Here is a 26,352-nt window from a genome sequence, read left to right as displayed (position 1 = left end):
CGACAGTGCCTGACCGGGGGCCATGGAGAAGGCGGGCTTCGGATACGCGCAGACGGCCGGCGTCACCCGCGGCTGGTGTGAGCGGGCCCCGTCCACTTTCGGTGCGGACAGCCCCTACGTCGGACGTGCCGGTCATGAGATCACCTTCCTCGGCCATTCCGGTGTGCTGGCCGCGATGGCGGAGCAGCTCCCGTGGATGTCCCGGGCACTGATCGCCGCGCCCGTGGCCGGTGCCGTCGCGGCGATGGCCGTGGCCGTGGCTGCCGCGTTCGCCGGTGCGGCTCGCACCGACACCCGCTGTTTCGTCGACGCCTCCATCGCGGACGCGTCGACGTGGCTGTTGTCCGGCATGCCGGGCTGCTTCGCCGGCGGTGCGTCCAGGATGGGATGGGCCGCGGGCCGACGGCTCTACCGATCTGTCAACGACCGATAGGTGACCGCCTCGGCGGCCGAACCCCGGACCTGGCGTGCCCTCTGCGGCGTCCTCGAAGCCGACGATCTCGTTGACCGGCTGACGGTGTCCGCCGAGGAACAGGCGGTCCAGTCGAACGGGCGGGCGGTGCTCGCTGGGAAAGCCGTGCCTGGCTCGACGTCGCCTGACGGCGCGAAGCCCCCTCGAGCGAGCCATCGCTCTCGCCGGCGCTCCAGTACGACTCGCTCAGGAGGCCCGGCAGTGCCGTGAGGAGTGTGATCTCCACGGCATCGGGTTCTCGAAATCGCCTCGATCGAGATCGTTGAGACACAACACAATTGTGTGCCCAACACTCCGGGGTGACCTGCGTTCATACAGGTCAACTACGGCGCTGGCGCCGTGGCGCCTTACAGGCGAGTGGTAGCAGGTTCGATCGATGATCAGGTGCCTGCAAAAGTGCGATAGTGCGGATATTTTAAATCCTGCCAATAGTGCTACAGTAAAACCCCTCGCGATCCGGAAGTGTACCTTCCCTCCGGCCGGCTACACCTATCGATCTCCGTGGCTACGGGACTTCATGTATGGCGTGTCGTCGACGACACGCCAGGAGGTTTTGCTGTAATAGCGGCGGGCTGTTGGCCCCGAAGCAAAGAATCCTCATGATGCCGGCAAGGGAGAAGGTAGGTATGAGAAACCGACAGTTAAGTCGTAAAGGATTTCTGGCGGGAATTTGGGGCGCCACCCTGTCCTGCCTGGCTGCGGCCACCGTCCCAATCATGTCGGCGGCACCCGCATCCGCATCAACCGAAACCGATAGAAATATAATCATCGACTGGTACCAGACCAGTGGGTTTCTGCTGTTCAACAGGGGTTTGACCAGCGCAACCCCGCCGTGGGTCTCCGCACCCGACAAAGCGATGGTCAACGGTGCGGTCTATGACGCGACAAACGGGATCTCCCGTACCCATCAGGCATACGTTGCCATACCTCCCTCGGCGGATCCGGGCGACTCTGTGGGAGCGGCGGCGGCGACAGCTTCCTACAGGGTGTTGTTGAGCCTCCTCCCGGAGATGGAAGCAATGCTCGATTCCAAATACCAGTCCACCCTTGCCTTGATTCCCAACAGCCCAGCGAAGAACGGCGGCATCGCTGTGGGTGAGGAGGCTGCATCGGCGATGCTCGCCGCCCGCCAGAACGATGGACGCAATGCGGAAGACGAGATCTTCCCAACCGGAAACGAGCCTGGGGAATTCCGGCCGGTACCTCCGAGCTACCAACTGGATGCCCATGCGTGGGTTAGGAATGTGAAGCCGTTCCTAATTCCCGGAGTTGAGCGATTTCAGGTTGAAGCGCCGATCCCGCTGACAAGTGAACGGTACGCGGCAGACGTCAACGAGACAAAGAGCCTGGGGTCGCAGTCAAGCACGACGCGGACGCCGGAACAACTTGATGTTGGACTATATTGGCAACAGGCGCCGTGGGGCGACATCGCCGCGCAACTCGCCCGGCGTCAGAGCCTTGATGGGTCAGAGACGGCTCGCCTGTTCGCCATGACAGCTCTTGCGGAGGCCGACGGCCAGATAATGGTTGGCCACAACAAGTACCTCTACCACAGGTGGCGGCCGGTTACGGCGATCCGCGAGGCTGACGCAGACGGGAACCCGGCGACAGCGGTCGATCCGGATTGGTTGCCGTTGGAAGACCAGTCGGAGTGGGAGCATCCGGAATACCCGGCGGGCCACAACTACGCTGCTGGAGTGTACACGAGGGCGTTCGAGGATTTCTTCGGCAGTGACACCATCGCCGGAGGCGCGATCAGTGTCTTCAGTCGGTCTTCCAACACAACCCGGAGCTTCACGAGCTTCTCTCAAATGGCAGAAGAGATGATCAATGCTCGGATCAACGTGGGGGTCCACTTCCGTACCAGTGGTGAGGTGGGTACGAGGGGTGGTCAAAAAATCTCTGACTACGAGTTCGAGAACTACTTCCAGTCGTGTGACCACACTGTGGCCGGCACTCATCAGGGTTCGCTGAGCTTGACCACGGGTGTTACGTGCCTGGCACCAGGCGCCAGAGTGACCGGTTCGATTAATGTCTCGGGTGGCGCTGGTTTCGTCGCTGATAAAGCCAGCATCGGCGGGTCGATCAACACCGGTGGCGCGACCAGAGTTCACATCCGTGACGTCGGTGTCGGTGGGTCGCTCAGCATCGGCCAGACAACCGGACAGGTGCTCGTTTCTCACACGAATATCGGGTCCTCAGTGCTGATAGTTAACAACAATACAGGGCAAAGGCCGATTGTGGTGTCGGGGAACAATATCGGCGGTAGCCTGTCCTGCTCTGGTAATCAGCCCGCACCTGTCAACTATGGAGTGCTGAACACCGTCGGGGGTTGGAAGAGTAATCAGTGCAGCAGTCTCTGAATTGAGCCTGAACGAGGGAAGACCGTTGCACCACCCGTCACCCGACTGATAGGTGGTGCAACGGTTGACCCCCGATCGTCCGCACCGCAGTGCCGCAAATTTTGGTTCGCGCGGCTCCTGGTCAGGGAAGGGCCCACAGTCGTATTGTGTTGTCCTTGCTGCCGCTGGCAAGGGTTTGGCCGTCCGGCGACAACGCTACCGACCAAATCCAGTCAGTGTGACCGGTCAGGGGCAGACCAGGTGGGCGGGGATGGGACCGGTCGGTCACGTCCCATACTCGTACGGTCTCGTCGTAGCTTCCGCTGACCAGGGTGTCGCCGTCCTGAGAGAACGTCACCGGTCCGACGGTGTTGGTGTGGCTGGTGATCGGTGCCCCGAGTAGACGGGGAGTAGACCGGTCGGTGACGTCCCAGAGTCGGATTGCGGTGTCCCTGCTGCTGGCCAGGGTGTGACCGTCCGGGGCGAACGCCATCGAGAACACCGAGTTGGTGTGGCCGGCGAGGGGCTGGCCGAGCGGGGCTTGGCGCGCCCTGGTCGGACACATCCCACAACCGCACTGTCTGGTCGCCGGAGCCGGTCGATACCGCGGCTCGGACCACCGGGCAGCTGCTGGCCGACCTGCGGGCGGTCACCGGCACCGCCCTGCCCCTCGGCCAGCCGTCGCCCGTCCCGGGAGCAGACCGGGATAAAGACGGGCAGCGGACCAAATCGTCGCGAGAAATAGGACGACTTCGCCATGTACGCCTTTGGGTGCAACAGGGATATCGGGAGGTAAGCCCCAGGTGGGCTAACGTGGGCCGCCACGACCCCTCCCGTGTTCAGGAACCGGGGGTAAAGGGCACGTACGACTATGACCAGGCGGCTGCCGAGGCAGCCGGAATCATGCAGAGATCCCCGGGGAGGGTCAGTCGATGAAGTCGCTGTCCGAACAACTCACCGAACTTTCCGACCGGACGAGGCACGTCGAGGACGTCGTCGGTGCGGCGCGGGAGAAGAACCGGGCGCGCCTCGAGGCGCAGCGGGAATCGATCAAGACGTCGGCCGAAGCCGGCGCGGCCAAGGCATCGGAGCAGATCGCGCAGGCGGAAGCCGGCGCGGAGGCGCGGTGGAACGCCGTGCGGTCGTCGGTGAACGAGCGGTTCTCCGAGTTGCGCGCCGAGGCGGAGCAACGGCGCGCCGAGCGGGACGTCCGGAAGGCCGAGCACCGCGCCGACAGGGCTGAGGAGGACGCCGTCGACGCCATCGACGTGGCGCTCCTCGTGATCGACCAGGCCGAGTACGCCATCGCCGACGCCGTCATCGCCCGCGCCGAGGCTGACGAGTTTGCCTCGAGCCGCAGCTAGCGCTTCCGCGGCACTCGTCGGGAATGTGCCGGGAAGCACCCGGAAAGCACCGCGTCGAACGAGCACCAGGCAACGGGGCGAGCCCCCAGCGGCGCAACCACCGCCCATCTGGGGTCAGCGGTCGACGGGATACGGATGCCTTGGCGGCCACGCGGCGGCTCATCGGCCGGTCAGCCACCCGGCGCGTGGTCGCCATGGGCGACCGACCGATCTTCCCGGGTGAAAAGCGTACGATTTCGCTGAGCCCTTCGGACACACCAGTGGCAAAGAACCTGTCGTTGCTCGGCGGATTCGACGCGCCTGAACGAAGGACCCCTACCGTGCTGCCCACGACCAAGAAAGCCACGAGCGCACAGCGACAATTTCACCCGGCCGTCGTGTCCGAATTGCGTCGGCGACGCGACGACATCCAGTTGCGGATCGCCGACAGCATCATCGCCTTCGCCGGCTCGATGCAGTTCGTCTATCTGCACGCTGCCCTCTTCGCGGCCTGGACGATCTGGCTGGAGAAGCACCTTTGGTCGACCCTGACGCTGTTTGTGTCGCTTGAGGGGATCTTCCTCTCCACCTTCGTGATGATCGGCCAGAACCGCCAGTCCGCCTTTGCGCAAGAAAAAGCAAACCACGACTTCCATGTGGCCGAGCAGGACCTTCACGAAGACACCGAGCTTACTCGTCTGGTCCACGACCTTCTCGTCGAGATCCGCAACGGCTCCCGGGAGCAGGCGGAACGCGCGGTCGAAGAGCGGACGGGAGTGGGGGGAGGGGAGTGAGGTGGCATCGCTCGACCCGTCGGCGACGAGCCCGTCCGATCGCCGGCTGTCGCGTTACGGCTGGCAGCCCGTCGACCCGCCGCGCCGGCCGGTGTTGTTCATCAACCCGAGGTCCGGTGGTGGCACGGCGGCTCGCGCCGGGCTGGCCGAGCGGGCCCGCGAACGCGGGGTCGAGTCGGTCCTCCTGGCCCCGGGCCAGAACCTGGCAACGCTGGTTGACGACGCCGTGGCCAGCGGCGCCGACGCGGTCGGGATGGCCGGAGGCGACGGGTCGCTGGCGGTGGTGGCCACCGCCGCCGCCGCGCACGGGCTGCCCTTCATCTGCGTCCCCGCCGGCACGCGCAACCACTTCGCGCTCGATCTGGGGGTCGACCGACGCGATCCCGGGGGCGCGCTGGATGCCTTCACGGACGGGGTCGAGCGCCGGATCGACGTGGCCGACGTGAACGGCCACCTGTTCGTCAACAACGTCTCGCTCGGAATCTACGGCGACGCCGTCCGCCAGCCCGCCTACCGCGACGCCAAGCTGAGTACGCTCCTGCGGACCGCCGAGGAGGTACTCGGGCCCAGCTCACCCGCGTCCGATCTGCGCCTGGTCGACGACCTGGGACGCGAACACCGTCAGCTCGCCGTGGTGCTGGTGTCGAACAACCCCTACGCTCTGGACCACCCCCTGCACCGCGGCACCCGCCCGGCGCTCGACACCGGCCAGCTGGGAATCGTCATTCTGGACCGCCCCGGCGACGGAGTTCGCCCCCCGGGGCGGGCTTGGAGCGCACAGGGTCTGACGGTCAGCGCCACCGCACCGGTGCACGCGGGCATCGACGGCGAGGCGGCGGAGCTACACCCGCTGCTGCGGTTCGCCGTCCGGCCCACGGCGTTGCGGGTCCGGATCTCGGCCCGCCATCCCGGCGCCTCGCCGTCAGCGCGGTTCCCGCCCGTCAGACTGCCTGCGCGCCAGGGCGGGTCTCGGCTTCTACGAGCGGGCGATCGGCGTGCGGGCGGACTGGTCCAACCAGGATTTCGCTGAGCTCAGGACCACCTGCGCCACGCTCGCGATCGCCGGCACCCGCACCGTCGCGCTGTTCGCGCCGGACGCCGCCCGCCCGTCCGACAACCGTTCCGTGACCCCGACGGCAACCCCGTCAACTTCTTCACCCCGGTGACCCCGGCTGCCATCGCGAAGTTCGGTCAGCTGCGAGCAGCCTCGAGGTGACCGCCTTCGCCTCCCGGAGCCCGGCGGCGATCCGTGAACCACCCGCCGCTCCGGCGGACGATCTCTGCTTGCAGCGGTCACAGGTTCGCGCGGAACCACTCGCTGACCACGCGGTCGACGACTTTGGCCAGCGGGATCTGCGGCGCCGGTTCGATGCCGGGCTGTTCGGCGAGTGGGTGGTCCAGGCCGGCGATCGTGCTCAGGCGGACCCGCGCCGGGTCCTGGTACTCGGCCTGGAGCGCGGCCATCAGCTCGCCGGCGTCGGAGCGGCTGATCGGGTAGTCGAGCTCGCCGCTGACCACGAGTACCGCTGGTGCCGGCCGGCGGCCGCTGATCAGCCCGGCATGGGCCACGAAATCCAGATGATCGGCCGCGGCGTGCGCCCGTTCGTCCCATTCGTAGGACGTGCCCGCCGCCGCGGTGAAGATGTCGACCACGGTCCGCGCCCGGATGGCCGGGTTCACCAGCGCCACCGCCGACACCTGGACCGGCACCCGGGCCACCACGTTGAGCGCGACCGTCCCCCCGAGCGACGCGCCGACGATCCCGATCGGCCCGCCGCTGAGGGGGAGCTCGTCCTCCAGCGCGTCGAGCGCCGGCAGGAACTCCTCGGTGGCCTGCCGGACCACCGGATCGACATACCGCAGCACGGGATCGGCCAGCGCGGCCTCGTACGCTCCCTCCACTGGACGTCGGCCGACCAGCGGCATCCCGAGATGCACCCGCCAGGCGGGGACGTCGGCCAGTGGGAGCGCGGCGGCGAACGCGCTGTCCGAACGGGGCGCGTCCATCATGTGCCAGGTCACCACCAGCGGTGCCGGGACGTCGGCGCCGCCGGCTGGCGGCAGTGCCGTGAACGGAACGCCGGCCGCGTATCCAGTGATCGGTCCGCTGTTCCTGCCGGTGGTGGTCTCGGTCATGGTGACGAACCTAGAGCGAGGGGTGAGCCAGGGGGAGGGCGCTCTGCCGGCGGCAGACAGGTCATCGTCACGGTCCGCCGTCGCCGTCCGTCCGGTGGCCGCCCGTTCGGGTCGGGGCACACCCGACGGGTACCACGTTCGACGTGAGTGTCATGCGGGTCCGTTCGCGGGCAGCGATGCTGGTCCCGCTTGTCATCATCGTGGCGGTCTGCGTGGTCGACGCCGTCGGGGGACCCGACTTCGTCATCATCGCGCTCGTGGTCATGGCTCCGCTGTTGGCTGCCAGCACGGTCGGTCCACGACTGACCGGTGTCTACGCACTCGCCGCGCTCGCCGGGGCGGGCGCGGTGGAGATCGCCAACCAGGTCGTGGAACCGGATGCGGGAGGGGGCCAGATCGCGCGGGTGATCCGGCTCGCCGGCATCGCCCTCGGCGGCGGGATAGCCGTGGTCGCGAGCCGGGCCCGCCAGGCTCGGGAGCACCGGCTGACCGCGCTGGTGCGGGTGGCCGAGGTCGCGCAGCGTGCCATTTTGAGCCCGGTCCCGGCGGTCGTCGACGGCCTGCGGTTCACCGCCCTGTACCGGAGCGCGGCCACGGAGGCCAGCGTCGGCGGAGACCTCTACGAGGTGGTGGACACCCGGTGGGGCGTGCGGCTGCTGGTGGGGGACGTCCGGGGCAAGGGGCTGGAGGCGGTTCGGCTCGCCAGCCGTGTCCTGGGCTGCTTCCGGGCGCTGGCGGGGCGGCTCGAGGATCCGGCGGATCTGGTCGCGGCGCTCGACAGCGAGGTCGCCGCCTTCGGGAGTGAGAAGAGCGAGGATTTCGTCACCGCGGTCGTCGCCCAGATCGACCGTGCCGGGCGGATGTCGCTGCTCAACGCCGGCCACCCCGACCCGCTGCGGGTCCGGGGCGGCGTCGTGGAGCCACTCGGTGTCGCCGACCGGCAGCCACCGCTCGGTCTCGGTGCCGCGCCGGCCGTGGCCCACTACCTTTTCGCCCGGTCTGACCGGGTGCTCTTCTACACCGACGGCCTGGCCGAGGCCCGCAACCGCGGTACCCGGGAGTTCTTCCCGCTTCTCCCGGCCGTGTCGGACGCGTTCGCCGCCGCGGAGCTGCCCGAGGCGAACGCGCACCTGGTCAGCGCGCTCGTCTGCTGGACCGGCGGCTCGCTTGGCGACGACGTCGCGCTCGTCGCTGTGGAGCGCCCCGAGCCGGGGGCCGAGCAGGCCCTCCCAGCCGGCGGCGAGTCGGCCGCGGCCACATCGACAGGGCCGGGGGAGTTCAGGGCCGGGTAGTGGACGTGGCCAGGATCGAGCGGACGGACGTCGCCGGGCGCTTGAGCAGGTTCTCAAGCTCTGGTCCGGTGGTGGCGAGCTCTCCTGGAGGTACAGATTCTTCGGCCCGGTGAGCATCGGATCAGCGCCTGGTGCGTCTATGTAGCGTGAAACAGACAACTACGCTGGTGGCGGGTGAGCCTCCCGGGGTCGCCGCCGTCTTCGCGGCGCACGGGGCGGGGCTGTTCCGCCTGGCGGTGCTGCTCGTCGGCGATCGGGCGACCGCCGAGGACATCGTCCAGGACGCCTTCGTCGGCCTGCAGCGACGATGGCCTGACCTGCGCGACCCGGGACGTGCACCCGCCTACGTCCGTACCGCCGTCGTCAACGGTGCAAACTCGGCCCTTCGCCGCCGGGCCCTGACCCGGCGCCTGCACGCGTCGCACCCTCCGCCGATCTGGTCGGCCGAATCGGCCGAGTACGCGGCGATTGTCGGCGAGGATCGCCTTGAGGTGATGCGGGCACTGGCCCGGCTGCCCCCGCGGCGCCGTGCCGTCCTCGTCCTTCGCTATTACCTCGATCTCACGGACGACGAGATTGCCGATGTTCTGGGCATCAGCCCGTCCAGTGTCCGTTCCACCGCGAGCAGGGGCCTGCGGACGCTGAGTCGTGTGTTCGGGCAGGAGGAAGCATGAGCACCACTGAGGATCGGCTCCGCGATGCCCTCGCCGCGACGGCGCTCGCCGCAGGGCCGGTCCCGGAGCTGGCCACGGGCCTGGCCCCCACCACGCACCGCCGCCGACGGCGATACGCCGCCGTCCCTCGCATGGCGTTTCCGGTCGCCGCGGCGACACTCGTGCTGATCATTGTCGGGGTGGTCGTAGTGGTGCTGCGTCATGACGTACGCGATCCGGCGATGCTGGCAGCTCCCCCGTCCAGGCCGCACTTCGTCGTCAGTATCACGGGCGGCGGATCCCTCGAGGTCTTCGAACAGGATTCGCCGACCGGGACACGGCGCCTGAGCGTGCCGAACCCGCCGGGAGTCGTCTTCCACGGTCTCAACCCGACGGAGGACCACCGCGTCTTCTTCATCAGCGGCAGCGACACGCGTGGGGGTGCCGAGGTCGGAAGTATGGAGGGCGTGGTGGCGTATCTGCTCACCATCGATCGCTCCGGGCGGAATGCCGCCCTCACCGAGATCCGGAACCTCGGCGGCGTCGGGGAGGACTTCACCTCGGCGTCTCCGGACGGCACCCGACTGGTCCGCGGGAGGCTTCCCACCGGTCCCGACCTCGACGGTTCGGCGCAGTCCACGCCCTACCGCATCGAGATCGTCACTCCTGGCACCTCGGAGACGAAGACCTTCACACTCGCCCGCAACGGTCCGGGCACCAGCTATTCCTATGGCGGCGCCGGGTCCTTCTTCAGCTGGGACGCCACCGGTCGGTACCTCGCCTTCTTTCTCTCCGGAACACGAGCGGACGACGGCATCCGCATTCTCGACACCGAGGCCGACGGGGGCGATCTGATCGCCAACTCCCGGCTGATTCCTGGAACGGTGCGACTCTCGACTCCGACGGCGCGGACGCAGACCAGCGCGCCGGTGCTGAGCGCCGACGCCAGGCACGTGTACGTCATCGCCTCGGAACAGGCCGCGGACGGGAGCGGGGTGTCCCGGGTGGTGGAACTCGACGCCCGTGACGGCCGGCAGACCCGGGTTCTGCTCGAGCAGCGCAACACCGACCCCGCTCACTCCCTCGGTCAGATGGCGGTCGACCTGGTCGACGGTGATCTGCGCCTGCGTGACAGCCACGACTGGCGCTACAGCATCGACGTCTCGACCGGCGCCGTGGCCAAGCTTCCCCCGTGGCACGGAGAACTGCTGTCCATGGCCTGGTGACGCGACCTTCTTCGTCCGCCGGCGGAGCACGGTGAACTCGGCGTCGGCGTCGGCGTCGGCGTCGGCGGGGGCGGGGGCGGGGACGCGGCGCCGTCCTGTGGTGGTCGGTCTCACCGTCAGCCCGGCCTGGTGTACCTGGTCGATCAGGCAGCCGAGGTCGCCGGTGCCCGGTTGCGGCGCGGTCGCTGCGGGGGGAACGGGTCGAGCCACGAGGTGTCACGGGGAGAAGCCCGGGGCGTGACGGGGTGGCGCCATCAGCGGATCGCCACCTGTGCCAGGGTGTGTGCCCATGGCATCGGGGGACTGCGACAACGGGGGCGCGGTGGCGAATGTCGCCGGGACGGACTTCTTCGTCTCGTACGCCACCGCCGACGAGGCGTGGGCGGAGTGGATCGCCTGGAACCTCGAGGAGGCCGGGTACAGCACCCGCATCCAGGTCTGGGATTTCGCTGTCGGATCTCATTTCGTTCACGAAATGCACCGGGCGGCAGGAGGTGCGGCCAGGACGGTTGCCGTGCTCTCCGCCGAGTATCTAGCCTCGGCCTACGCCGAGGCCGAATGGGCGGCGGCCTGGGCGGGTGACCCGATCGGCATCCATCGCCGGCTGCTTGTTCTCCGGGTCGGCGAGTGCGAACAACCCGGCCTGCTGCGGCAGGTCGTCGGGACGGACCTGTTCGACGTCGACGAGAACACCGCCCGGGACCGCGTGCTGGCGGCGGCCCGCGGACAGCGGCACAAGCCGAAGTCGCCACCGAGCTTCCCCGGTAGGGCCGCCACGGCGACGGCGTCCGCAAAGACGCCCACACCGGCACGGCGGTCGCCTCTGGCGCGGCCGAAGTTTCCCGGCGGCCGGGTACGGCGCGGACCGTGGCCGGTCCCACGGGTGCTGATCGCGCTGGTGCTGCTCGTGGCTCTCACCGGCGGTGGAATTGTGGGCACCGGCGCCCTCAAGAACTGGCTGGGCGGTTCCGGGCCGTCACCGTATGCCGACACCGGCTGTAAGGACGTACAGGTGCTGGGTGGCCTGGCCGGTTCGCCCTACAGCCTGTACGCCCAGACGCTCGCCGACCTCATCAATGATCGCGCACTCAACGGCGGTAACCATTGGTCGGCCACCGCTGATCTGAGCACGTCAGGGACCTCCGCCAGCCTGCGCACCCTCGCCGCGGACCCGAAGTGCACCCTCAGCCTCGCCCAGCTCAACGTCCCGGTGGACGCGGAACGCGGGCTGGGGGATTTCCGTCCGGAGAACGGCGGTCCCATCGCCGGTCTCCGCTACGTCGGGCAGGTCTACTACGACATCGTGCACCTCATCGTGCCGCCCGACTCGCCCATCCGTAGACTCGTCGACCTGTGCGGGAAGCAGGTTCTCGCTGGACGGGACAGCTCGGGCACCAACCAGATCAGCACTGTGCTCATCCGGTACGTGCAGGACACCTGGAACTGCAAGGTGGACAGCAGCCCCGACGAGGGGCTCAAGACGGCGCTGCCACGACTGGATCCATCCTCGACGGCCCCGGTGGACGCCGTCTTCTGGGCAGCTGGTGCCCCGACGAAGCTGATCAGCGACTACCTCGCCAAGGGGCACATGATCAGGCTCGTCCCGCTGAACGACGGTCGCGTCGCCGTCGCCGAGGAATGGTCCACCGTCTACCCGGACGTGAGTCAGCCATTCGTGGCACTGCCGCTCGGCCCGGAATATCCGGGGGTGCACGAGGTCAGCACCTTCGGAACGCCGAACGGCGTGGTCGCGATGAAGTCGACGGACCGGCCGCTCGTCGCCTTCGTCGCGCGGATGCTCCAGGAACGGAGGAAGGACTTCGAGCACGACCTGTGGCCGGCGCACCCGCCGGGTTGGTTTCCCACCCCGTGGTCGTTCGCCGATTCCGGTCTGTGCCAGGCGGTCCCGCTGCACGACGCGGCCTACAAGGCGTACGTCCAGGCCCCGGACGGGCAGGCGCCCTCCGGATGCCGGGTCGGCTGACGGGACATCCGATGGATCGCGGGCGCCTGGCGCCGGATTCACGGCTGCGCTCTCGAGCCCCGGCACGGCGAGCGTCGTATGGATACTCGGGACGATGACCACAGCACCGCTCCAGGCAGTGATCTTCGATCTTGACGGCACCCTGCCGGCACCGACGACGCCTTGACCGGCTCTTCGCCGACTACCTGACCTGTTACGCGTCCACCTGGGCGAGGTTCGGCGACGTCGACGCGGTGCTGGCCGCGGTCGCCCCGGCCGGCCTCGGCCCGCACGACGAGCCAGACCGCATCACATCCCTCGACCAGCTCGCCCGATACCTGCATAGGTTTGGCGGGTGACGTTCCCTCTGCGTGGGGTCCGCGTTCTCGACCTCGCCCGGCACCATCCCGGCGGGTACTGCACCCTGCTGCTGGCCGACCTCGGCGCCGAGGTGGTCAAGGTCGAGGCCCCTGGCGCCGGCGATCCGCTCCGCGGCCCGGCCGGGACGTCGCCCGCCCACATCGGCCTCAACCGGGGCAAGCGCTCCATCACCCTCGACACGCGGCGGCCGGCGGGGCTCGACGTGCTCCGCCGGCTCGTGGCCGGGGCGGACGCCGTCGTCGACAGCTCCCGCCCGGGTGCCCTGGAGGAGGCGGGCTTCGGGTATCCGCAGGCGGCAGCCGTCAACCCACGGCTGGTGTGGGCGGCGCTGTCCGCCTTCGGCGCTGACGGCCCCTACGCCGGACGGGCCGGCCACGAGGTCACCTTTCTCGGTCAGTCCGGCGCGCTGGCCGCGATGGCCGAGCAGCTCCCGTGGATGCCCCAGACGGCGATCGCCGCGCCCATGGCCGGTGCCGTCGCGGCGATGGCCGTGGCCGCCGCGCTCGCCGGCGCTGCCCGAACCGGAACCGGCTGCTTCGTCGACGCCTCGATCACGGATGCCTCGACGTGGCTGTTGTCCGGCATGCCGGCCCAGTTCACCGCCGGTGCGCCCAAGTTGGGATGGGCTGCGGGCCGCCGGCTCTACCGATGCGCCGACGACCGGTGGGTGAGCGTCTCGGCGGCCGAGTCCCGGACCTGGCGTGCGCTCTGCCGGGTCCTCGACGCCGACGATCTGGCGGACCGGCTCACGGCCCCCGTCGAGGAGCAGGCGGCGATGGCCGAGCGCTTCGAGAAAGTCTTCGTCACCCGGCCGGCGGCGCAGTGGATGGAGTCGGACCCCGCCGCGACGATCGGCGCGGTGAACGAGGGCCCGGATCTGCTGACCGATCCGCACGCCTCGGCACGCGGAGCCCTCGTGGACGTCATGGGCACGCTGGTGCCAGCGACGCCGGTCCGGCTCCGGGACGCCGAGGGACGACGGTCGTCGACGCCCACCACCGGACCGCCGGCACTCGGCGCGGACACCGACGAGATCCTCCTCGCCGCCGGCGTCCCCGACGGGGAGCTCGCCCGACTGCGGGCCGACGGCATCATCTGAGCTGGCCCTGTTGGTTGACCGTGCGGGCATTGTGAGTCAGGGTGAAACTAGTTACTGAAACTAGTTTCAAGAGTGCGTGACGCGGCGAGAGCCGACGGCCCGGAGGGAAAGGATCGGCATGGCTGAGAACGTGGTCGTCATCGGTGCCGGTGCCTACGGCGCGGCGGTCGCCGCCTCGCTGGCGCGCCGCGGTGCCCGGGTCGTCATCGTGGAGGCCGGCGCCCCCGCGGGCGGCACCTCCGGTGCGACGTTCGCCTGGATCAACGCCTCCAGCAAGCAGTCACACCCGTACCACGCTTTCGGGGTCGCGGCGATGGACGCCCACCGCAGGCTGGCGGCCGAGACGCCCGCCGGCGACTGGTACCACGAGTCCGGCAACCTGCGGTGGGAGACCGCCGACGACGAGCACGAGGTGCTGCGCCGGAAGGTCGCCACCGTCGTCGCCTACGGGTACGAGGTGCGCTGGCTCAGCCGGGCCGAGGCGCTGAAGCTCGAACCGGACGTGGATCCCGCCGCGCTTCCGGCGGACGAGATCGCCTACTTCCCGCGGGAGGGGTGGGTCGAGCCGGCCCGCCTGGTCGGCCACCTGCTCTCGAGGGCGGTGTCCCGGGGCGCCGAGCTGGTGACCGACGACCCGGTCGTCAGCCTGCGGATCGCCGCTGGACTGGTACGTGCCGTGGGCCTCGCCTCGGGTCGCTCGATCTCCGCGGGCGCGGTCGTGAACTGCGCGGGGCCGCGCGCCGGCGCGATCGCCGGGCTCGCCGGCCTGGATCTGCCGATGCGCAACACCCACGGCGTGCTCGTCCACACCTCCCCGGTCACCGTCTCGGTATCCCGCGTCATCCACGCGCCGGACGTCCACCTGCGGCCGGACGGGGGCGGACGGCTGCTGCTGCACACCCAGGCGATCGACGGCGCGGTGCGTATTTCCGGCAACGGTGAAATGAGCGCGGACGGATCGGCGGTCGAGACGATCCTCGAGGCGAGCCGGGTGCTCTACCCGGGAATCCGGGCGGCGACGGTGGAGAAGGTCCGGATCGGTGAACGGCCCATTCCCGGGGACGGCCTGCCCGTGCTGGGGCGGGCGGCCGAGCTGCCCAACTTCCATTTCGCCGTCTCGCACAGCGGTGTGACCCTGAGCGTGCACGCCGGTGACCTGGTCGCGGCGGAGGTGGCGGGGGAGGACCACGGCGACGAGCTCGCCGCCTTCCGGTTCGAGCGGTTCCACCCGGCGGGGGCCCGGTGAGGGGCGGATGACGCGCACGGTCGTCCTGAACGGAGGTGACCTCGTCGACGGCCGGGGAGGGGAACCGCGGCGCGACGTCGACATCATCGTCGTGGGCGGCACCGTCCGCGAGATCACCCCCACCCGGTCCGCCGAGGCGTACGTCGCCGTTGACGAGATCGTCGACTGCGCCGGAAGGCTGGTGCTTCCGGGCCTCGTCAACAACCACACCCACGGCACCGCGTTCGGGCCGCTGTTCCCCAGCGGGCAGGTGGGCCTGCCGCGCGAGCAGGTGCTGGCCAACCTCGACCGGCACCTGCTGGAGGGGACGACGACGGTGCTCTGCGTGGACGGCTTCGTCACCGCGGCGGATCTCGCCGGCACGGACGAGGCACATCCGGTCAACGTCCGGCTCGCCTCCTGCAACACCCCGGCCTGCCTGGCGGCGGCGACCATCGTGGACGGCGGCGGTCTCACCGAGGCGAACCGGAGGTTCACCGCGCGGCAGGCAGTCGACGCCGGCGCGGTGGCCCTCGGCGAGATCGGGGCCGGGCACACCCTCGGCGGGGGAGGGGCGTGTTACCGGTACATCCCGGTTGAGATCGAGCGGCGCAGCGGCGTGACGATCACGCCGCGGCAGGCCAGCGGGCTGCGGGACGCGGTGCTGGGCCGGCACATCTCGGCGTCCGCGTTCGACCGGGACGGCGTCGATCGGGCGCTCGCGGACGCGGGGCTGGCGGGCCGACTGTCGGCCGAGGAGGCGCGTGAGATCGTCTCGGCCGTCGTGCTGCCGGCCTTCGACGTCGCGCTGCGCGGGCTCACGGAGGCGGCCGACCAGGCCCGTGAGGCAGGCGTCCCGGTGGTGGTGCACAACGCGGCCGCGTCGATGACCCAGGTCGCCGCCATCGCGAGGACCGACGTCCCACTGGTCGCGGGGCACTCGAACCACTCGAGCTTCGGGCTGCGCGAGGCCCTCGACCACGCCGAGCGGCTCAAGGAGCTCGGCGCTGTCGTGGACGTCTCCACCCTCGACACGTTCGGTGCGCGGCGGCTGACGACCGGCCCCGAGCTGCTCTACGCGATGTTCTCCGCGGGGCTGGTCGACACGATCTCGACCGACTACGCGGGCGGCCACCACGACCCGGTCCTGCTCGCGATCGACCGGGCCGTCCGGGCGGGCGTGGTGACCCTGCCGGCCGCGGTCGCGATGGCGACCGCCAACGCCGCGGACGCCATCCCCGGCCTGGCGCCACGCCGTGGCCGTGTCGTCCCCGGGGCGATCGCCGACCTGGTGGTGACCGACCCGGCGGAGCTCCGCGACGTGGGTACTGTCATGGTCGGCGGCAGGTTCGCCGTTCGCGACGGCCGGTGCGTCGCCCGCTGACGGGCCGCCCTCCTGACCGGGCATCCGACGGCCGCCTACCGACTGGACGGCCGCCGGGACGTCAGCCCGCAGGGCACCCGACCGGAGCGTCGGCCGACCAGGCGGCCTGACCGGGCACCGCCGGAACCGTTCGGAGGGACGCGCAGCGACCATGGCGAAGCGAGTCACCATCGGTGACGTCGCCGCGCACGCCGGCGTTTCCACGGCGACGGTCTCCCGCGTGCTCAACGGGGGCGCCGTCACCGAGGCGACCGCGACCCGGGTGCGGGAGGCGGTCACCGCGCTGGAGTACAGCCCCAACGCGCTCACCAGAAGTATCTTCGCCGGTCGCTCCAGCACGATCGGTGTTGTCATCCGTGACCTGAGCAGCCCCTTCTACCTCGACCTGATCCGTGGCATCGACGACGTGGCCGCCGCCAACGACAGCCTCGTCATGCTCGCCAACACGTTCCGCCAGGCCGACCATGAAATCGCGCTCGTCAGGATGATGGACGAGCACCGGGTGCGCGGCCTGATCGTGACCGCCGGCGAGCAGACCGACAGCCGCACCCGCCGCATGGCCGAGACCGGCACGCCGTGCGTGATCGTCGCGCGTACCGTGCGGAACCCTCCGCCCGACCTGCACGCCGTCAGCCTCGACAACGTCGGGGCCGGTCGTCTGATGGCCAGGCATCTGGCCGGGTGCGGGCGGTCGTCCGTCGGGGTCGTCACCTCCGGGAGCCGCCCGTCCCAGCTCGAGCGCACGGCGGGGCTGCGGCAGGCGCTCATCGAGCTCGGACGTCCGCTGCCCGCGGACGCGGTGGCCGTCGCCGAGACGGCGGAAGAGGCCGACCATGCTGTCGGCGCGCTCCTCGCGCGCGCGCATGCTCGCGGAACGCCGTTGGACGCGGTCGCCTGCGCCACGGGCCGCCTGACCGTCGCCGCGTACTCGGCGCTCACGGCTCGCGGCCTCGCCATTCCCGACGACATCGCGTTCGTGACGATGGACGACTTTCCCTGGGCCACCGCACTCGGGATCACCGTGATCACCCAGCCCTCGTACGAGATGGGCCGGCGGGCAGCCGAGCTCGTCGTCGAACGCCCCGGTGAAGCGGTCAGCATCGTCTTCGAGCCGACACTGGTCCCCCGCGGCTCCGCCGGCGAGAGAAACAGTCCGTGACCTGAGCAGCAGCGGTCAGTGTTCCGGGACGCCTCGGTCAGGGCCGCCGGGCGGGCTCGTCACGAGCCGGTGGGGTCCAGGCGGCCCGCGCCGTCGTGCGCCTCCCGGGCTTCGAGCAGCTCGTCCCAGTGCTCCTCCGCCCAGGCGCAGGCGGCGGCCATCGGCTCCAGGATGCTGCGGCCCAGGGGGGTCAGCTCGTACTCCACCCGCGGGCTCGGCCCGGCGTACACGGTGCGCCTGACCAGGCCGTCCCGCTCGAGGGAGCGCAGCGACGCGGTGAGCACCTTGGGAGAGACCCGGCGCAGCGGAACCCGCAGCTCGGAGAAGCGGCGCGGGCCGTGCTCGAGGCACCGGATGACGAGAGCCGCCCACTTGTCGCCGAACCGGATCGGGTTGAGCGAGGACGGGCACAGCTCGTCGAACATGTCGGAGGGCAGTGGTTCCCTCATGGCGGCATGGTAGCCGCTATCCGGGAGGTAACCGCTGTCCCCCATAGCGTCCGGGCACTGGCCGGGCGTGAGGGCTCCGGCTCCGGTGAGAGGCGGTCCCGCATGAACATCGTGATCTTCGGCGCCGGGGGTCGGGCCGGCCGGGAGGCCGTCGCCGAGGCGTGCCGGCGCGGTCACCAGGTCACCGCCGTGGTGCGCGACCCGGCGCGTCACCAGATGCCGTCCGACGTGCGGGTAGTGCGGGGCGACGTCGTCGATGTGGCGAGTGTCGAGGAGGTGGCGGCCGGGCACGACGCCGCCATCAGCGCCGCCGTCGACCTGGCGGTGCCGTCCCACGATTTCTTCACCGCGTCGGCCCGTGCGCTGAGCACCGGGCTGCCGACGGCCGGGGTGCGCCGCCTGGTGATGGTCGGCCTCGCCTCGATCATGGCCGGGGCGTCCGGTGTCCCGTTGATGGACGAGCCCGCCTTCCCGACCGAGTACCGTCCCTTCGCCCTCGGCCATGCGGCGGGTCTCGACGAGCTCCGGGGCCGCGATCTCGACTGGGTGTACGTCGCACCCGCCGGCGACTTCGATCACGACGGCACGCGCACCGGCCGCTACCGCGTCGCCGGGCACGCGGACTGGGCGAGCCGGATCACCTACGCCGACTTCGCGATCGCGCTGCTCGACGAGATCGGGACACCGGGCCACCACCGCGCGGCGCTCATCGTCCGGGAGGCGTGACCCCGCGCCCGGCTACCTGGGGGCCGCGGCCTCGAGGCCGTCGACGCTGCCGGCCATGATGGTGCGGATGTGCCGGGTGATGTGCTCGATCGGCCAGTCCCACCAGGCCAGCGCCAGCAGGCGGGCGACGTCCGCCTCGCTGTGGCGCAGGCGGAGGAGCCGCGCCGGGTCGCCCCCGACCACGCCGTAGTCGGGGACGTCGTCCACGACGACCGAGCCGGACCCGATGATCGCGCCGTGGCCGATGCGGACGCCGGGCATCACCATGGCGCGGTAGCCGAACCAGACGTCGTTGCCGACCACGGTGTCACCGCGGCCGGGCAGGCCGGTGATGAGGTCGAAGTGCTCGGCCCAGGAAGCGCCCATGATCGGGAAGGGGAAGGTCGACGGGCCGTCCATGCGGTGGTTCGCGCCGTTCATGATGAAGCGCACGCCCGCGCCCAGCGCGCAGAACCGGCCGATGACCAGTTTCTCCGGCCCGTAGTGGTACAGCACGTTGCGGGTCTCGAAGGCGGTCGGGTCGTCGGGGTCGTCGTAGTAGGAGAACTCCCCGACCTCGATCAGCGGCGAGGTGCACAGCGGCTTCAGCAGCACCACCCGCGGCTGGCCGGGGACCGGGTGCACCACGGTCGGATCGGCGGGCACGTCCGCCATCACCAACCACCTCCCATCAGCCCAGACCCATCAGGCCCCCCAGAACCCAACCCTGCACCCTTTAACCTATTTTGTCCGATCCCCAGCCTTGATCGTCATGATGTGTGGCGGTCTGATGAGTCTATGGACACGCCCACCCGCCACACTTCGCCGACGCCGGTCTGGTCCCGGCCAGCTGGCTGGGGGTGGGGGTTCAGTGGCCGGACATGCCGCCGTCCACCGCGAGCGTTGATCCCGTGATGTAGGAGGCTCCCGGACCGGCCAGGAAGACCACCGCCGCGTCCAGCTCGTGCTGCTCGCCGAGCCGGCGCAGCGGGCTGGTGTTGCCGATGAACGTCATCAGCTTGTCTGGTGGGATCTGTGCCGTCATCTCGGAGGCGAAGTATCCCGGGGCGATGGCGTTCACCCGGATCCCCCGGCGGCCCGACCACTGCTGCGCCAGGTCCCGGGTCAGCCCGATCAGCCCGGCCTTGCTGGCGGCGTAGGCGGCCTGCGGTGCGTAGGACTTGATGAGCCCGAGAACACTGGCGATGTTGATGATGCTCGAGCCCGGCTCCATCACCCGGGCGCACGCCTGCGCCGCCCAGTAGGCGCCGTTGAGATTGACGTCGATGACCCGCCGGAACTCCTCCGGCCGCTCGTGGAGGGCGGGTACCGCGGTGCCGACTCCGGCGTTGTTGACCAGGATGTCGATCCGGCCGAACTCGGCGACCGCCGCCTCGGCGAGGGCGGTGCACTGCTCCGGGTCACTGACGTCGGTGGTGACCGTGAGCGCCCGCCGTCCCGTCCCGCGCACGTCCCGCACGACCTCCTCGAGGCGGTCGGCGCGGCGGGCGGCGAGCACGACGTCCGCGCCGGCCTGGCCGAGCGCGCGGGCGAAGCCGACGCCGAGCCCCGAGCTGGCGCCGGTGACGACGGCGACCCTGCCGTCCAGCCGGAACAGGTCCAGCACGTTGGTCATGGTGTCTCCAGGGTCACGGTCTCTCCCAGGTCAAGGTGTCTCCAGGTTTCCGCTCAGGGCGCGCAGCCCGGCCGCGGCGAGTGGTGCCGTCGCCTCGCCGACGGAGTCGAACCCGGCGCCGCGGGTCACGCCCTGCTCGAACCGGTAGTGGATGCCCTCCGCGATCACCGCCACCTTGAAGTAACCGAGTGCGAGGTAGAACGGGAAGTTGCTCAGGTCCCGGCCGGTGATCTCGGCGTAGCGGTTGGTCAGCTCGCTCGCGGCCGGCAGGCGCGGACTGGTGGACGCCGCCGAGCCGCCCAGCACCGGCGCGAACGCCGGATCGGAGTAGGCGATGTGCACCCCCAGGTCGGCGATCGGGTCGCCCAGGGTGGCCATCTCCCAGTCGACGACCGCCCGCACCGCCGCCGGTTCGCCCGGAGTCAGGATGACGTTGTCGATCCGGAAGTCGCCGTGCACGATCGACGCGCCGCTCTCCACCGGGTGTGCCTCGGCGAGCCTGGCGTACAGGGCGTCGACGTCGGGCAGGGCGCGGGTGCGGATCCGCTGCCACTGGTCGTTCCACCGCCGTACCTGGCGGCCGAGATAGCCCTGCGCGCGGCCGAAGGCGCTCAGCCCGACCCCGTCCGGGTCGACGGAGTGCAGCCGCGCCAGCACGTCGATCAGGGCGTGGGCGCAGCGGTCGATGTCGATCTGGGGGAGCGCGTGCAGCTCCTCCTCGGTGCGGATGACCGGGCCGGGAACGTACTCGACCACGGAGAACGGCACGCCCAGCGGGTCGCCCTCGCTGTGGGCGACCGCGCGGGGGACGGGGACCACGCTGTCGGACAGGGCCGACACCACGCGGTGCTCGCGGAGCACGTCGTGGGCCGACGGGGTGAGCCCACCCAGCGGCGGTCGCCGCAGCACCCAGCGGGTCGTCCCGTCGGTGAGCAGGTACGTGAGGTTCGAGCGGCCGCCCGACAGCCGCTCGGCCGTCAGCTCGCCGCGGAAACCGGGGACCCGTTCGGCGAAGAACCGGTCGAGCGCCGGCAGGTCCAGCCCCTCGACGGCGGTTCTCGTCGGGCGCCTCATCGGGCGGCCGTGGCCGCGGCGTGCTGCCTGATCGCGCGGCGCGCGATCGCCCAGCGATGGGTCTCGGACGGGCCGTCGTAGATCCGGAACGGGCGCACCTCGCGCAGGAACCGGCTCAGCGGGACGTCCCCGGACACCCCGAGCGCACCGCAGATCTGCAGGGACCGGTCCACCACCCGCCACACCGCCTCGGCGCAGAACGTCTTGCCGATCGACGTGGCCTGCGCGGCCGAACGGCCCTGGTCGAGCTCCCAGCAGGCCCGCAGGATGAGGCCCCGGGAGGCGGCGATGTCGATCTCGTTGTCGGCGATCATCTGCTGGACCATGCCCAGCTCGCCCAGCCGCGAGCCGAACAGCTCACGCTCGTTGGCACGCCGGATCGCGATGTCGTTGGCGTGCCGGGCGATGCCCAGCCAGCGCATGCAGTGCGTCATCCGGGCCGGGCCGAGCCGGACCTGCGCGTTGCGGAAGCCCGCGTCGACCTGGCCGAGCACGGCGTCGTCGGGCACCTCGCAGTCCTCGAAGAGCAGCTCGACGTGGCCACCGAACAGGCTCTGGTCGAGCGTCTCGATGTGTCGCACCGTCTTCATGCCGGGGTTGTCCGCGTCGACCAGGAACATCGTCGCGCCGCCCGCGTCCCCGGGGCTGCCCGAGGTGCGGGCCATGCAGATCGTGACCGCCGCCCCGTCGCCGCCCGTGATGAACCACTTGCGCCCGTTGATCCGCCAGCCCCCGTGGACCCGCTCGGCACGGGTGGCCAGCGCGCTGGGGTCCGACCCGGCGCCGGGGGCGGGCTCCGTCATCGCGAAGCAGGACCGGATCTCGCCGGCCGCGAGGGGGCGCAGGTAGCGCTCCTTCTGCGGGCCGGAGGCGACGGCCTCCAGCAGGTGCATGTTGCCTTCGTCGGGGGCGGCGATGTTCAGCGCGAGCGGGCCGAGCAGCGCGTACCCGGCCTCTTCGAACACGGCGGCCCGACCGCGCATGTCCAGCCCGTGGCCGCCGTACCCGGTGCTGACGTGCGGGGCGAACACGCCCGCCTTCCGCGCGGCGTCCTGCAGCTCGCGCCGCACCGCCTCGGAGGGGACCGGGTCCCGATGCCGCTCCTCGACCGGAAGCACCACGTCACGGACGAACCGCGCGGTGCGCTCGGCGAGGTCGGCGACCGCCGGCTCGGGCGCGAGGTCAACCACCATCGGATCTCCTGGCTGCCGCAGGGGCTAATGACTATTAGCCGGATGCTAGCTACGACTTTGTTCTGGCCGCAAGTGATCCTGGCTATGATGCGACGTGATGGTGGCCAGGCTTGGCTATCACCTGTTAGCGATCGGGGAGGGACGTGGCGGGAAAGGACGTGGTCCGGCCCAGTTCGGCGCGGTCCGCGCAGATCCGCGCCGCCGCGCTCGACCTGTTCACGCGCTCCGGCTACGAGGCCACGACGATGGCCGACCTCGGTGCCGCCGTGGGCATGCGCGGGCCCAGCCTGTACAAGCACGTCGCGTCCAAGCAGGACGTCCTCGAGCAGATCATGACCGGCACGATGGAGGCGCTCCTGGCCGCGCACCGGGCGGCCGTCGCGACCACGGCGGACCCGGTGGAACGGCTGCGGCGCGCCACGGAGGCGCATGTCCGGTACCACGCGCGGCACCGGCTGGAGGCGTTCGTCGGGAACCGCGAGATCCGCAGCCTCACCCAGCCCAACCGCGAGCGTGTGCTGGGCCTGCGCGCGGAGTACGAGCGGTGCTTCCGGGACCTCATCGAGGCCGGCCTGCGGGCGGGGCGGTTCCAGGTGGAGTCCGCGAGGCTGGCCTCGTACGCGATCCTCGACCTGGGGATGGGCGTCGCGGTGTGGTTCCGCGATGACGGCGAGCTGACCGAGGACGCCGTGGTCTGGCAGTTCAGCCAGTTCGCCCTGCGCATCGTGGGCGCATCGTAGGCGCGGCCGGCTTCGGCCAGCGATCAGGCGTGCGGGTTCCGGCGGTAGCGTCGACGTGGTGATTTCCCTCCCGGACCGGCCGGCGGTGCCTGACCCCGCGCTTCCCGTCGCGGCGATCGACGCCGCCGTGCGCGCGCTCGACGTGAACGACGCGCGCAACGGGATCGGGCCCCAGGAGGGCCTGGCGCTGCGGGTCCTGAAGCTGGTCGAGGAGTGCGGGGAGGCGAGCGCCGCCCTGATCGGTCTGCGCGGCCAGAACCCGCGCAAGCCGCGCTCCTCCGAACAGGATCTGGTGGACGAGCTTCTCGACGTCGCGCTCAGCGCCCTGGTCACGGCGGCGTCCCTGACCGGCTCCTGGGCCGAGCGGTTCGGCGACCAGGTGCTGACCAAGACGTCGCGGCTGGTCGCGGTGGTACCAGGAGGGCTGGCGGCGGCGTCACCGGCACCGGGCACGGTGCCACCGGCGGCGCCGGCCGTGGCGCCGGGTGTCGACCCCGGTGGTGATCCTGGTGGTGATCCCGGCCGGCCGGCTGGCCGCGGACGCGGCATCCCCACCGCGCCGTCCGTCATGGCGATGGTGCGGGAGTTCCACGGCGCGCTGGGTGACGACCTGCCGGGCTCGCCGCGTCTCCAGGACGCGGCGACCCGCCGGCTGCGGCGCGAGTTCCTGGCCGAGGAGGCCGCGGAGGCCGTCGCCGCCGACGAGAACGGCGACCTCGTCGGCCTCGCCCAGGAGCTGGCCGACGTCGTGTACGTCGCCTACGGCACGGCCGCCCGGTACGGGATCCCGCTGGACGCGGTCCTCGCCGAGATCCACCGCGCGAACCTGACGAAGGAGGCGCATCCCGCCGGCGGCAAGGCGGTCAAGGGCCCGACGTTCCGACCGGCGGACGTCGCCGCTGTCATGGGCTTCACACCTGCGGCACCCGCGGAGGTCGGTGGGCCGGCCGGGCGAGCCGTCGACGAGCGCGCCGAGCCGTAGCCGGCGGGCCTTGACCTGAACCCGACTTCAGCCCCGACGCTGATCGGCATGACCTTCTCCGATGGTGCGGCGGTCGTCCTGGGGCCGGGTGGGCTGGTCGGCACGGCCTGGCTGCTCGGGCTGGCAGCCGGCCTGCGTCGTGGCGGCGTGGACCTCGCCGACGCCGATCTGATCGTGGGAACCTCCGCGGGTGCGATCGTGGGGGCGGTCCTGGCCACCGGCGGTGGCCCCGAGCGCCTCTCCGCCCTGCCCGATCCGAGCCCCGACCCGACCGCTCCGCGGACCCGCCCGGACCCCGGCCTGATGGGCGAGGTGTTCGCGATCCTCGCCGATCAGGCCGATCCGGAGCGGGTCCGTCGCGTCGGCCGGATCGCGCTCACCGCCCCGACCATTCCCGAGGACGTGCACGTCGCCCGGATGGCGTGGCTGATCGGAGCCCACGACTGGCCGGACCGGCGGCTGCTGATCACCGCGGTGGACGTCGAGACCGGCCGGCCCGTCGTCTGGGACCGCGCCAGCGGCGTCCCGTTGGCCTCCGCCGTGGCGGCCAGCTGCGCCATGCCCGCCGCCTACCCGCCGGTGACCATCGAGGGCCGGCGCTACATGGACGGCGCGCTGGGCGGCGGATCCAACATCCACCTCGCTGACGGCGCCGACCCGGTCGTGGTCATCGAACCGGGGGCTCCCAGGCCCGGGTCCGCCGTGCCGGCCGCCGTGTCGCCCGTGGCGGTCGCCGTGCGGCCCGCGCCCGCCGTCGTGCGGATCGCCCCCGACGAGGCCGCGCGGAACAGCTTCGGCTCCGACCTGGGTGACCGGAGCCGTTGGCGGCCGGTCTACCAGGCCGGGGTGAACCAGGCCCGGACGGCCGCCGGACTCATCCGCCGGTGAAGTCGAGCGAGTTCCGTAGGCCTCCCGCTACCGTCATCTGACGGTTCCCCGTAGGCGGCGTCGGCGGGACGATCGGTGGTGTGGAGCATTCGGCTGCCGAGCGGGGCGCGACCGAGGGCCGATTGTCCGTCTCCCGGCGGCGTAGTCGGCATTCGACAGACCGCGAGGTGACGTTCCGATGACAGCCGACCCGGCTCGGGGTTTCCATGACGGCGAACTGGCGGTGCAGCAGCGGGCTGGTGTCGCCCGGGAGGCGGCTCGGCTCGCGGGCATGCTCGGGCCCACCCGGTTGCGCCCCGGCTCGACCGCTTTCCTGGCAGGTCTGCGGCTGGCGGCGCTGACCGCGCGCGACCGCGCCGGAACGCTGTGGATCTCGGTCCTGACGGGTCCACCGGGATTCCTCGACGGTGCCGGGGAGCTGCTGCGGATCCGCGCGGCTCCGGTGCCCGGCGACCCGTTGTCCGACCTCGGCGCGGACCAGCCGGTCGGGATCGTGGCGATCGATCCACAGGCGCGGCGCCGAATGCGCGTCAACGGCACGTTGATCTCGGCCCGTCCCGGGAGCCTGGTGGTCGAGGTCGGCGAGGCCTACGGCAACTGCCCGCAGTACATCCAGGAGCGCACGATCGGCACGGGGCCGACCCGCCGGACCGAGCACCCGGCTCCGCTGGTCGGTGATCGGCTCGACGAGTCGGCCACCCGGATCGTGCGCGCGGCCGACACCTTCTTCCTCGGCACCATCCATCCGGAACGCGGTGCCGACGCGTCACACCGCGGTGGCCCGGCCGGGTTCGTCCAGGTCGCCGGAGGCGACCTGGCGTGGCCCGACTACCCCGGCAACAACATGTTCAACAGTCTCGGCAACCTGCAGGTCGACGACACGGCCGCGCTGGCCTTCGTCGACTTCGGCACGGGCGACACCGTGCAGCTCTCGGGCCGCGCGCATGTGGAATGGGCGGACCCCGGCCCGGCGGACGACGACGGCGGAACCGGCCGGCGCGTGGTCTTCACCGTCTCCCGGGTGGTCTCGGGCGGCCCGCCGTTGCCGATCCGCGCCGCCTGACCCGCCCCGGTCCGTGCGGACCGGGGCGGAGTCGTCGACCGGGAGCCCGTCGACCTGATCGTGTCACGGGGGCGAGGCGTGGCTGGGAAGCAATTTCCAACTCAGACGGTCTGGGTGGCTAGGCTCCTGCTCATGCCACCCGCCGCGCCCAAC

General features: G+C 70.9%; 26 protein-coding genes and 1 pseudogene. 20 read left to right on the top strand and 7 right to left on the bottom strand.

The features are described from left to right. The first annotated feature begins 22 nt into the window (after positions 1-22). Together FMEAI12_RS38565 and FMEAI12_RS36305 are read left to right on the top strand one after the other, a co-directional pair. Positions 23-433: a CoA transferase gene (locus FMEAI12_RS38565; RefSeq protein ID WP_235014368.1), complete on the top strand. Its 411-nt coding sequence runs from the start codon at positions 23-25 to the stop codon at positions 431-433. Between the two features lie 755 nt (positions 434-1,188). Further along, positions 1,189-2,835, top strand: a complete 1,647-nt coding sequence (locus FMEAI12_RS36305) for a vanadium-dependent haloperoxidase (RefSeq protein WP_131626010.1) — start codon at positions 1,189-1,191, stop codon at positions 2,833-2,835. A gap of 121 nt (positions 2,836-2,956) precedes the next feature. Here the strand turns inward: FMEAI12_RS36305 and FMEAI12_RS23735 are convergent, their stop codons facing one another. Then, positions 2,957-3,379 (bottom strand): WD40 repeat domain-containing protein, encoded by a 423-nt coding sequence (locus FMEAI12_RS23735; protein ID WP_235014366.1) that lies wholly within the window; start codon positions 3,377-3,379, stop codon positions 2,957-2,959. Positions 3,380-3,746: 367 nt separating this feature from the next. Here FMEAI12_RS23735 and FMEAI12_RS23730 point away from each other — a divergent pair, with 367 nt between their 5' ends. From FMEAI12_RS23730 to FMEAI12_RS40145, 4 genes and pseudogenes are all read left to right on the top strand, one after another. Next, on the top strand, positions 3,747-4,178 hold the full coding sequence (locus tag FMEAI12_RS23730) for a hypothetical protein (RefSeq protein ID WP_112107899.1): 432 nt from the start codon (positions 3,747-3,749) through the stop codon (positions 4,176-4,178). A gap of 140 nt (positions 4,179-4,318) precedes the next feature. Next, a complete protein-coding gene (locus FMEAI12_RS23725) occupies positions 4,319-4,951 on the top strand; it encodes a DUF1003 domain-containing protein (protein WP_200835394.1) in 633 nt (210 codons plus the stop codon). 1 nt (position 4,952) lies between these two features. Beyond that, entirely contained in the window at positions 4,953-5,981 is a 1,029-nt protein-coding gene (locus FMEAI12_RS23720) for a diacylglycerol kinase family protein (RefSeq protein WP_160144314.1), read from the top strand. Beyond that, positions 5,902-6,167: pseudogene (locus FMEAI12_RS40145) on the top strand (hypothetical protein). Before FMEAI12_RS23720 ends, FMEAI12_RS40145 begins: the two are co-directional and overlap by 80 nt. A gap of 77 nt (positions 6,168-6,244) precedes the next feature. Here FMEAI12_RS40145 and FMEAI12_RS23710 read toward each other — a convergent pair. Beyond that, the gene (locus tag FMEAI12_RS23710; protein WP_112107897.1) at positions 6,245-7,087 is read right to left on the bottom strand and encodes an alpha/beta hydrolase-fold protein; all 843 of its coding nucleotides are present in this window, start codon (positions 7,085-7,087) and stop codon (positions 6,245-6,247) included. A 152-nt stretch (positions 7,088-7,239) separates the two neighbouring features. On the opposite strand from FMEAI12_RS23710, the gene FMEAI12_RS23705 reads away from it, so the two are divergent. The 9 genes from FMEAI12_RS23705 to FMEAI12_RS23665 all read left to right on the top strand — a co-directional run bounded on the left by FMEAI12_RS23705 (position 7,240) and on the right by FMEAI12_RS23665 (position 17,469). Beyond that, complete coding sequence (locus tag FMEAI12_RS23705; RefSeq protein WP_112107896.1) at positions 7,240-8,379, top strand: PP2C family protein-serine/threonine phosphatase; 1,140 nt, start codon at positions 7,240-7,242, stop codon at positions 8,377-8,379. 146 nt (positions 8,380-8,525) lie between these two features. Beyond that, positions 8,526-9,053, top strand: coding sequence for a SigE family RNA polymerase sigma factor (locus tag FMEAI12_RS23700; RefSeq protein ID WP_235014364.1), 528 nt, complete (start codon positions 8,526-8,528; stop codon positions 9,051-9,053). Then, complete coding sequence (locus FMEAI12_RS23695) at positions 9,050-10,258, top strand: hypothetical protein (RefSeq protein ID WP_112107894.1); 1,209 nt, start codon at positions 9,050-9,052, stop codon at positions 10,256-10,258. The genes FMEAI12_RS23700 and FMEAI12_RS23695 overlap by 4 nt, the downstream gene beginning before the upstream one ends. A 289-nt stretch (positions 10,259-10,547) precedes the next feature. Beyond that, positions 10,548-12,242, top strand: coding sequence for a TIR domain-containing protein (locus FMEAI12_RS23690; RefSeq protein ID WP_112107893.1), 1,695 nt, complete (start codon positions 10,548-10,550; stop codon positions 12,240-12,242). Between the two features lie 131 nt (positions 12,243-12,373). Beyond that, complete coding sequence (locus tag FMEAI12_RS23685) at positions 12,374-12,580, top strand: hypothetical protein (protein WP_112107892.1); 207 nt, start codon at positions 12,374-12,376, stop codon at positions 12,578-12,580. Further along, positions 12,577-13,701: a CaiB/BaiF CoA-transferase family protein gene (locus FMEAI12_RS23680; RefSeq protein ID WP_112107891.1), complete on the top strand. Its 1,125-nt coding sequence runs from the start codon at positions 12,577-12,579 to the stop codon at positions 13,699-13,701. Before FMEAI12_RS23685 ends, FMEAI12_RS23680 begins: the two co-directional genes overlap by 4 nt. A gap of 118 nt (positions 13,702-13,819) precedes the next feature. Then, positions 13,820-14,947 (top strand): FAD-binding oxidoreductase, encoded by a 1,128-nt coding sequence (locus tag FMEAI12_RS23675; protein ID WP_112107890.1) that lies wholly within the window; start codon positions 13,820-13,822, stop codon positions 14,945-14,947. Between the two features lie 7 nt (positions 14,948-14,954). Next, positions 14,955-16,310, top strand: a complete 1,356-nt coding sequence (locus FMEAI12_RS23670) for an amidohydrolase family protein (protein ID WP_112107889.1) — start codon at positions 14,955-14,957, stop codon at positions 16,308-16,310. A gap of 151 nt (positions 16,311-16,461) precedes the next feature. Continuing rightward, on the top strand, positions 16,462-17,469 hold the full coding sequence (locus FMEAI12_RS23665; protein ID WP_112107888.1) for a LacI family DNA-binding transcriptional regulator: 1,008 nt from the start codon (positions 16,462-16,464) through the stop codon (positions 17,467-17,469). Between the two features lie 59 nt (positions 17,470-17,528). Here the strand turns inward: FMEAI12_RS23665 and FMEAI12_RS23660 are convergent, their stop codons facing one another. Beyond that, the gene (locus tag FMEAI12_RS23660) at positions 17,529-17,918 is read right to left on the bottom strand and encodes a helix-turn-helix domain-containing protein (protein WP_112107909.1); all 390 of its coding nucleotides are present in this window, start codon (positions 17,916-17,918) and stop codon (positions 17,529-17,531) included. Positions 17,919-18,020: 102 nt separating this feature from the next. Between FMEAI12_RS23660 and FMEAI12_RS23655 the strand changes: the two genes are divergently transcribed. Further along, a complete protein-coding gene (locus FMEAI12_RS23655; RefSeq protein WP_112107887.1) occupies positions 18,021-18,644 on the top strand; it encodes an NAD(P)-dependent oxidoreductase in 624 nt (207 codons plus the stop codon). Positions 18,645-18,656: 12 nt separating this feature from the next. Here the strand turns inward: FMEAI12_RS23655 and FMEAI12_RS23650 are convergent, their stop codons facing one another. The 4 genes from FMEAI12_RS23650 to FMEAI12_RS23635 form a co-directional block, all read right to left on the bottom strand. Then, on the bottom strand, positions 18,657-19,298 hold the full coding sequence (locus FMEAI12_RS23650) for a CatB-related O-acetyltransferase (protein ID WP_112107886.1): 642 nt from the start codon (positions 19,296-19,298) through the stop codon (positions 18,657-18,659). 193 nt (positions 19,299-19,491) lie between these two features. Further along, a complete protein-coding gene (locus tag FMEAI12_RS23645; RefSeq protein ID WP_071059944.1) occupies positions 19,492-20,259 on the bottom strand; it encodes an SDR family NAD(P)-dependent oxidoreductase in 768 nt (255 codons plus the stop codon). A 30-nt stretch (positions 20,260-20,289) separates the two neighbouring features. Beyond that, positions 20,290-21,333, bottom strand: coding sequence for a phosphotransferase family protein (locus FMEAI12_RS23640; protein WP_112107885.1), 1,044 nt, complete (start codon positions 21,331-21,333; stop codon positions 20,290-20,292). After that, entirely contained in the window at positions 21,330-22,526 is a 1,197-nt protein-coding gene (locus FMEAI12_RS23635) for an acyl-CoA dehydrogenase family protein (RefSeq protein WP_112107884.1), read from the bottom strand. Before FMEAI12_RS23635 ends, FMEAI12_RS23640 begins: the two co-directional genes overlap by 4 nt. 158 nt (positions 22,527-22,684) lie before the next feature. Between FMEAI12_RS23635 and FMEAI12_RS23630 the strand changes: the two genes are divergently transcribed. From FMEAI12_RS23630 to FMEAI12_RS23615, 4 genes are all read left to right on the top strand, one after another. Beyond that, positions 22,685-23,266, top strand: coding sequence for a TetR/AcrR family transcriptional regulator (locus FMEAI12_RS23630; protein WP_112107908.1), 582 nt, complete (start codon positions 22,685-22,687; stop codon positions 23,264-23,266). Positions 23,267-23,321: 55 nt separating this feature from the next. Continuing rightward, a complete protein-coding gene (locus tag FMEAI12_RS37325) occupies positions 23,322-24,248 on the top strand; it encodes a hypothetical protein (RefSeq protein WP_200835393.1) in 927 nt (308 codons plus the stop codon). Positions 24,249-24,296: 48 nt separating this feature from the next. Continuing rightward, entirely contained in the window at positions 24,297-25,136 is an 840-nt protein-coding gene (locus FMEAI12_RS23620) for a patatin-like phospholipase family protein (protein ID WP_112107883.1), read from the top strand. 178 nt (positions 25,137-25,314) lie between these two features. After that, on the top strand, positions 25,315-26,199 hold the full coding sequence (locus FMEAI12_RS23615; protein WP_112107882.1) for a pyridoxamine 5'-phosphate oxidase family protein: 885 nt from the start codon (positions 25,315-25,317) through the stop codon (positions 26,197-26,199). Positions 26,200-26,352 lie beyond the last annotated feature (153 nt).

It is taken from the genome of Parafrankia sp. Ea1.12 (assembly GCF_900465275.1).
Taxonomy (GTDB): domain Bacteria; phylum Actinomycetota; class Actinomycetes; order Frankiales; family Frankiaceae; genus Parafrankia; species Parafrankia soli.
Note: the sequence above shows the minus strand (reverse complement) of the source record. Positions and strands in the feature narration are given on the sequence as shown.